General features: G+C 55.9%; 7 protein-coding genes. 3 read left to right on the top strand and 4 right to left on the bottom strand.

Annotation, left to right across the window (positions count from 1 at the left end):
- Positions 1–352 (top strand): ATP-binding protein (locus EDF56_RS23535; protein ID WP_165912352.1); only part of this gene is annotated, 352 nt, incomplete at its 5' end.
- An 862-nt stretch (positions 353–1214) separates the two neighbouring features.
- Here the strand turns inward: EDF56_RS23535 and EDF56_RS26105 are convergent.
- Positions 1215–1364, bottom strand: a complete 150-nt coding sequence (locus EDF56_RS26105) for a hypothetical protein (RefSeq protein WP_165912351.1) — start codon at positions 1362–1364, stop codon at positions 1215–1217.
- A 317-nt stretch (positions 1365–1681) separates the two neighbouring features.
- Between EDF56_RS26105 and EDF56_RS23530 the strand changes: the two genes are divergently transcribed.
- Positions 1682–2500 (top strand): DUF2711 family protein, encoded by an 819-nt coding sequence (locus EDF56_RS23530; protein ID WP_132392183.1) that lies wholly within the window; start codon positions 1682–1684, stop codon positions 2498–2500.
- A 301-nt stretch (positions 2501–2801) separates the two neighbouring features.
- On the opposite strand, the gene EDF56_RS23525 is transcribed toward EDF56_RS23530, so the two are convergent.
- Positions 2802–3725: a LysR family transcriptional regulator gene (locus EDF56_RS23525; protein ID WP_165912350.1), complete on the bottom strand. Its 924-nt coding sequence runs from the start codon at positions 3723–3725 to the stop codon at positions 2802–2804.
- Positions 3726–3813: 88 nt separating this feature from the next.
- Here EDF56_RS23525 and EDF56_RS23520 point away from each other — a divergent pair, with 88 nt between their 5' ends.
- Positions 3814–4653, top strand: coding sequence for a sterol desaturase family protein (locus EDF56_RS23520; protein WP_165912349.1), 840 nt, complete (start codon positions 3814–3816; stop codon positions 4651–4653).
- 126 nt (positions 4654–4779) lie between these two features.
- Here EDF56_RS23520 and EDF56_RS26100 read toward each other — a convergent pair whose 3' ends face one another.
- Both EDF56_RS26100 and EDF56_RS23515 read right to left on the bottom strand, forming a co-directional pair.
- On the bottom strand, positions 4780–4950 hold the full coding sequence (locus tag EDF56_RS26100) for a hypothetical protein (RefSeq protein ID WP_165912348.1): 171 nt from the start codon (positions 4948–4950) through the stop codon (positions 4780–4782).
- Between the two features lie 459 nt (positions 4951–5409).
- A complete protein-coding gene (locus tag EDF56_RS23515; RefSeq protein ID WP_132392177.1) occupies positions 5410–5736 on the bottom strand; it encodes a hypothetical protein in 327 nt (108 codons plus the stop codon).
- Positions 5737–6284: the final 548 nt, after the last annotated feature.

Genomic DNA, 6284 nt, shown 5'->3' with positions numbered 1-6284 from the left:
GGCCCATGGCGAAGGACGCCTGGAAGAGCGATTGTCCTTCCTTGCCAAACCTAAACTGCTGATCGTTGATGAGCTTGGCTATCTGCCTTTCGACCTTAACGCTGCGCACCTGTTCTTCCAGCTGGTATCTCGCCGCTACGAGCGAGGCGCCATGCTGATCACGTCGAACCGCAGCGTGGGAGAATGGGGAACGGTCTTTGGCGACCCCGTCGTCGCTACCGCCATTCTCGATCGTCTGCTGCACCACAGCCACGTCATCACCATCCGCGGCGACAGCTATAGATTGCGCGAAAAGCGGCGGAGCGGCCTTCTGCAGAAGGCCACTCCGCCGCTCGAATCCGTTACCGATTGAGCATGGAAAGGGGGCCCAGTTTTACGTGTCGCCCCCGGCCCAATTCCCGGCGTCGTTTGACAGGGCGCAAGCGACGGTCAAAAAGCTCTTTACCGACTGGGCGGATCAGCCCGCTAGGTTCGCTTACCTGCCGGGGCTACGGCCGTTCGAGTGTTTTCAAATCTCAATAGATCCGCCCTTTGCCGGTCGTATTGTTGTATCGGCTCGATCCGTCGATACCGATGACGAAAGCGAGTTCGACGAGTGCTGGGAGGGAGCAACTGACGCACTTCCCATTCTCCTCGCAAAGGCGACCGCTACTGTTCAGAAGTGGGTGCACCGTCCAACGGTGAAAGGCGGCTAACCCCAACTTTCCACTCATAGCGGGCACTCAGGCCGGCTCTCGAAACCAGACCGGCAGGATTGCACGATCCCGATAGCAGGCCTAGGTTTGTATCGTTCCAGGCGTGCGAGCCCACTGGAAATGAGAGGTAAAGAAGGTGGTGAACTTGAAGCCGCTGCAGGAGAAGCTGGAATGGTCCAAACAATAAGTGCAGTACTGTCTGGCCTTACGGGCCTGATCGTACTGTTAATGTTCAAGGCCGATGCACCCTCATACCTTTGCGATATCGGAGTCTACGTCGGCTTCGCGTTCGCCGTTCCTCCCATCGCAGGGGCCTTTCGGGACGTTTACCGCCTATTTCGCTAGGCGTGTTTGCAACTACACCATCGCGGGATCTCAGCATTGAGGGATGTCCGCTTGTCCCTGTATCCGCCCTAAATGCCGCCTATCTGGACACCCCAACCAACCGGAATGGCAGAGTTGCAGTGTTTTAATCCGAAACCTGCCTAACCGGACCCGCCAACATTGCGGTAGTTCATATTATCGTGCGATCATCCCGAAGATGGTGATACGTGCTGCAGCCTTCTCTATTTCTTTCGCAATCGCCATAGCAGGCATTGCAGATGCGCAAGATTTGCCACCGGTTCCATCGACCTTGCTGAATGCTTCCGGTGCAGTGTGCATCAGCATATCTAAGCAAGGTGACGTCAACGGAGCTTACATTTTGACGAGCACCGGGGACAGGCAGGCAGATAATGATATGATCGCTTGGGTGCATCAGTTGCATTGGCCGGTAGCAGCGCCCGGCGAGAAGATGCGGGATACGTGGTTCCCCATGCCTATCGGGTTTGGTCGGATGGCACCTCCGAAAGTTCCCTCAACTTGCGCATCACCGGCCTAGCAGCCTGTCGGCTACCGCTCTGCGAGCCGCCAACAATGTTGCCGTTCGTCCTAGAGGCGCCCAGTTCGGAAGCTGACATTACAGTGGTTTGCAATTAGAACGAGGCATGGATATGCATGATCGTGATAAGTTCGGACCACCGGACGACACCCCAATCTTACCTTGGTTTAGTGGTGCATACGCACATGGCTTTGTCGCCCTCCACCCATTTTTCGCTGTAGAAGGGCTAGACCCTAAGACGTGCGAACACGGGACGCTTGTCCTTTCAGGTTCAGAGGTCCCTGCTGCGCTTGGTTTATTGGAGTGGGCGGACGAAGAGGCGGCCAATCGACGCGTTGGTAAGGATATAAATCTCGAAGGGGTCGATGGCGCGGCAAAGCGATATGGGCGACAGGTCAGCTGGCGAACGATCTGTCAGCAAGCTGATTTTGCCGACCATTGCGAATTGGATCAGGCTCTTCGAACGAGCATCGGCGGCCTCAGACATGGCCTTGCGGACGCAGCGAAATCCGATCGACTCTCCTCATACTGCTCTCAGCATGGCATATTTCCGCCAAACGAGGGGCGTTTCGAACCCCTGATGCAAACCAACCTCGCTACCGTTTTCAGACGAGCCGGTAATAACCGGTTGATCGTGGGAGATGAATTTGGCGATGACGAGGGCCTAGTAGACATTAGTCTGTTGGAACAAGGTGAATTGTGGGACGAAATGGCTGAACTTCCACAATATGGCGTGAAACGCTTGATCGCCCCCGATCGCTCACTTCTGGCATGGGTCCACTGGGATAGCTTCTACACACTGATTCTTGGAAAAGCAGAGGCATTCCAAGACCTGAAGATCGCCAGTATGTTCGAGGGCTTTTGGTGTTCCCAAGAAACACAGACATACTGGCTTACACAGCCCTGTATCCCGCTCGTGGAATAGCCCGCAAGCAATTGGCGCATGTCCGCTTTTCAGACCGGCAGGATAAAAGCTGACAGTCAGCCAACCCCAACATTTCTGCCATTCAGCGCCTGCTCAGGGACTTCCCGACAGCTTCCAATCGTTCAGGCAATTTTATCCACGCGGCGTAGCAACGCAGACCGACCGCTCTCGGGATCGTCAAAGTGGATACCGAATGACTGAATTCGGGCGGCTTCTGTCAGTCCAGTTCACCCGCGAGCGAACGGCAGCATTTCGCTATTTTAATCTGGAAGGTGCCGTTCCGGACACGCCGACAAAGCAGTCATTCATCCGGACGCGAGGAAGGCATTCTTGATACATGCCGCATTTCTGACAGGTGCCGGATGCGCTGACGAAATGCCTGTTTAAGCGCAAGGGCGGCGGGCGATTGGGAGCGACGGCCTAACGCATACATCACAATCCGAGCTTCACGTGGTTGGGCATCATGGTCGCGAGGTAGTTCTTCCAAAAGCCCTGACTTTATCTCCTCGGCCATGGCGTAGGTTGATGACTGCCAGATCGCGTCGGACGTGGACGTCACTGCCAAAAGCGTTTCAAAATCCTCGACCACATGGGGGGGGCCATCGGCGTATTGTCGAAGATCTTCGGGAATTGAGCTCCCGGCCCGGCTCGAAACGAGCGTCGGAAACGTTCCTGACGAGTTTGTTGCAAGAAGGGGATGACCCTTGCGGACAATGAAGCTGATCGGAAAAGAACCCAGCACTTCGGCACGAACGGCCGGTGCGTCCGGCACCTGACCTTCGGCGCTGACGAAGAACTCTATCTCCCCGGCAACCAGAAGCGGCCAAAGTGCCTCGACATTGCGTACGACTACATCGTTGGTGAGATGGGGCGCTGAATGAAGCTGTCCATGCAAGGCATCCTTCAGCAGCGCCCGCGCCGGCATGGGGGCCATGCCAAAGCCCACGCGACCCTGCTTGCCCATTGCCGTCAGACCGGCCTGCCGCTCCAACTCCTCGGCATTTTCAAGCAGCACAGCCGCGCCATCTACGAACACTTGACCCTGAGGCGTCAGGCTCACTCCGCTTCGATCACGATCAAATAGGCGCATTCCTAACTGTCGTTCGAGCGACTGGACCGAGCGGGTCAGAGCGGGCTGGGAGAGACAAAGGTCGTCGGCGGCGCGGGCGTAATTGCCGCGCCGCGCCAGGGTGACGAGGTATCTCAGGCGGCGAAGGTCGAGCATCAACGCGCAAGTTATCAAAAAGTAGCCAACAATGCATTGGACGTTTTTGCGTTGCTCTCTGATTGTCTCGACAGGAGGATTGCCGACAATGCAAAATCTTGGCCAATGGGTTCTGGCGGTTACCGGGATCATTCTTGTTGCGGAGATCGTGACGGGGCGGCACCGGGCGATCTACAGCCGAGGCGACTGGTTTGTGAACGGCATCTGCATCTTTGCCGGGGCCGTCGTCCGCCCTCTTGGAGCGGTTGCTGTTGCAGCTTTGATCGGCTGGCTACTTCCCGCCGGGAGGGGCGCGCTAAGCTGGGTTCCCTTCGTGCCCGCCGTGATAGTCATCACCCTGCTTGCAGAATTTGCGAACTACTGGGTTCATCGCGGATCGCACATCCTGAAAGATAGCCGTTGGTTCGACTGGCTCTGGCGGATGCATCGCACCCACCACACTGCAAAATACGTGAACGTATTGCTGAATTTCCGCATCAGTCTTTTCTGGGCACTTGTGGCCGGATTAACGTGGGTAATGTCGCTGGCGGTCTATCTGGGCCAAGCCAAGGCTGCCGGTTTCGCCGTCGTGATCTTCTCGTTCTGGGGTATCTTCACGCATAGCGATTTCCGTTGGGACGATACCATTCGGCGGCATCGCATCTTCGGGCCGATGTTCCGGGGCCTCGAACACATCTTCATTTCGCCGGGCATCCACCACAGCCATCATGGCTATGGGAAGGACGGCGGCAACTATCGCAATTTCGGCATATTCCTGTCGATTTTCGACTGGATGTTCGGGACGCTTCACATTCCGAATGGCCGTCCGTTCCGATACGGTATTCCTGGTTCAACGCCCCATTGGGCGGACGACGCTTTCTCCCCGATCAACATCGGTAGCCTACTAGCCTCGAAACGCGTGAAGGAGGACGAGAACGCTCCTGCTTGATCGGTCCTGCGGCTATGGTCCCGAGCATGGCTATGGCGGTTTTGGCCCGCCTAGCTCGCCAAAACCGTTCTGTCAGCACAACGCCATCGTGCCAACAAGACTGGCGGACTGAGCGTATGACAGGTTTCAGGTCGCCTGATAGCGCACCGCTATGACCTGAATGTTGGCAGATGTGCTCATCACGTAGATGTGATCGGAATGTCCGATCTCCCGTTTTGGCGCTCCAAAGCGGACCGAGCAAAATGTCGGCGGCTCCGGAATGACCGGTTCCGGATTAAAATAGTGAAAAGCCGCCATCTGTCAGGTTGTGTCAGGAGCCGCTATTCCGACAGCCTGAGAGGAACAGATTGAGTTGGTCGGCAAGCGACCCAGCGTGAACGGCAGCTATCCCAGTTTCTGCGCTCTGAACCGGACATTCGCCTATCGGCCATCCCGGTCGACCAGGTTTGGAAAGCGGCAGGTCTGCACCTGAGGAGTGAAAATCGGAGGCCGAGCGTCTGGCAAGGGTCGACCACGGAAGAGGCTGCTACGCGCCCATTGCGGCCGTCCAGCCGCTGATTTTCCGTTCCTAGGTGCGGCTCGTCCGCTTTTCCATTCTAAATACCCAAGACTGGCCGAATTCAGTCATTCGGAAGCCACTTTAACGATCCCGAAAGCAGATGGTCTGCGTTGCCATGCCGCAAAGACAATCTTCTTCCTGAACAATGGGCAGCTATTGGGGAGTTCCAGAGCGCGCTGAATGGCAGAAATGTTGGGTTAGCGGTCGTAAAGCTGCTCGCCAGCGACCCCATCCAATTTTTTTCCGCAAGCATCATCGGCAGAAGAGGAAAAGTCTAATCGAGATTGTTCCCGCGACCAAATGATGTGCCGATTACCCTTATCGCCAACTTCGAGCGCAATAATTTGTACACCACCAAGCATCGAAACGAGATAGCTTCGAGCCTTGATCACATCATTATATTGACAACCATTATCTAGTAATTTTTTAACATTTATTGGCTTGGAGGAGCAGTTCCAAATGCGCTGACTTTGCTGGTCGCAGCCGCCGAGCACTAAAAGTATAGCTATCGAAATGATCCTCATTGCCAGATGATGACATATGCTGCCGACGGCAGCAATGTCGGCGAGTCCGGTCAGGCAGGTTCCGGATTAAAACCCTGCAACTCTGCCATTCCCGTTTGTGGAGGTGGGGGAAGGACGTTGGCTATTTCCGATTTTTCTTCGCCCGCTCGCGCGCATCCGCGAAGTCGTTTCGCAGGGGATCTAGGAAAAACTCTCAGGAGACTAGGGCGAAGCCTATTGCGCTCAGACATAGAAAAGCTCCCACGCTCCATGCCTCAATGGCACCCGAAACGCCCAGCATCTTGCAGATACCAAATGGAGCAATGGGAAGGATAATCCAAGGAAGCGATTGCCATCGCATCTCGTTTATCAGCGCGAGCCCGTCTAACGGGAAAGCCTTCGTCGTCAGATGCGATCTGTATCGATGAAACAAGCTCCACATACCGGCATCAATTTCACAAGGGCGTGATGGCCGCAAGGTCGGGGTTAGCGGACAGCCCGCTCACAAGCCGCCAATGCTTCCGCAGCGAGGCTGTCTGCGTAAGGCTGATCCGAAGGCTGGCTCCATA

It is taken from the genome of Novosphingobium sp. PhB165, assembly GCF_004341845.1.
Classification (GTDB): Bacteria; Pseudomonadota; Alphaproteobacteria; order Sphingomonadales; family Sphingomonadaceae; genus Novosphingobium.
This window is presented reverse-complemented; position numbering and strand designations above follow the sequence as displayed.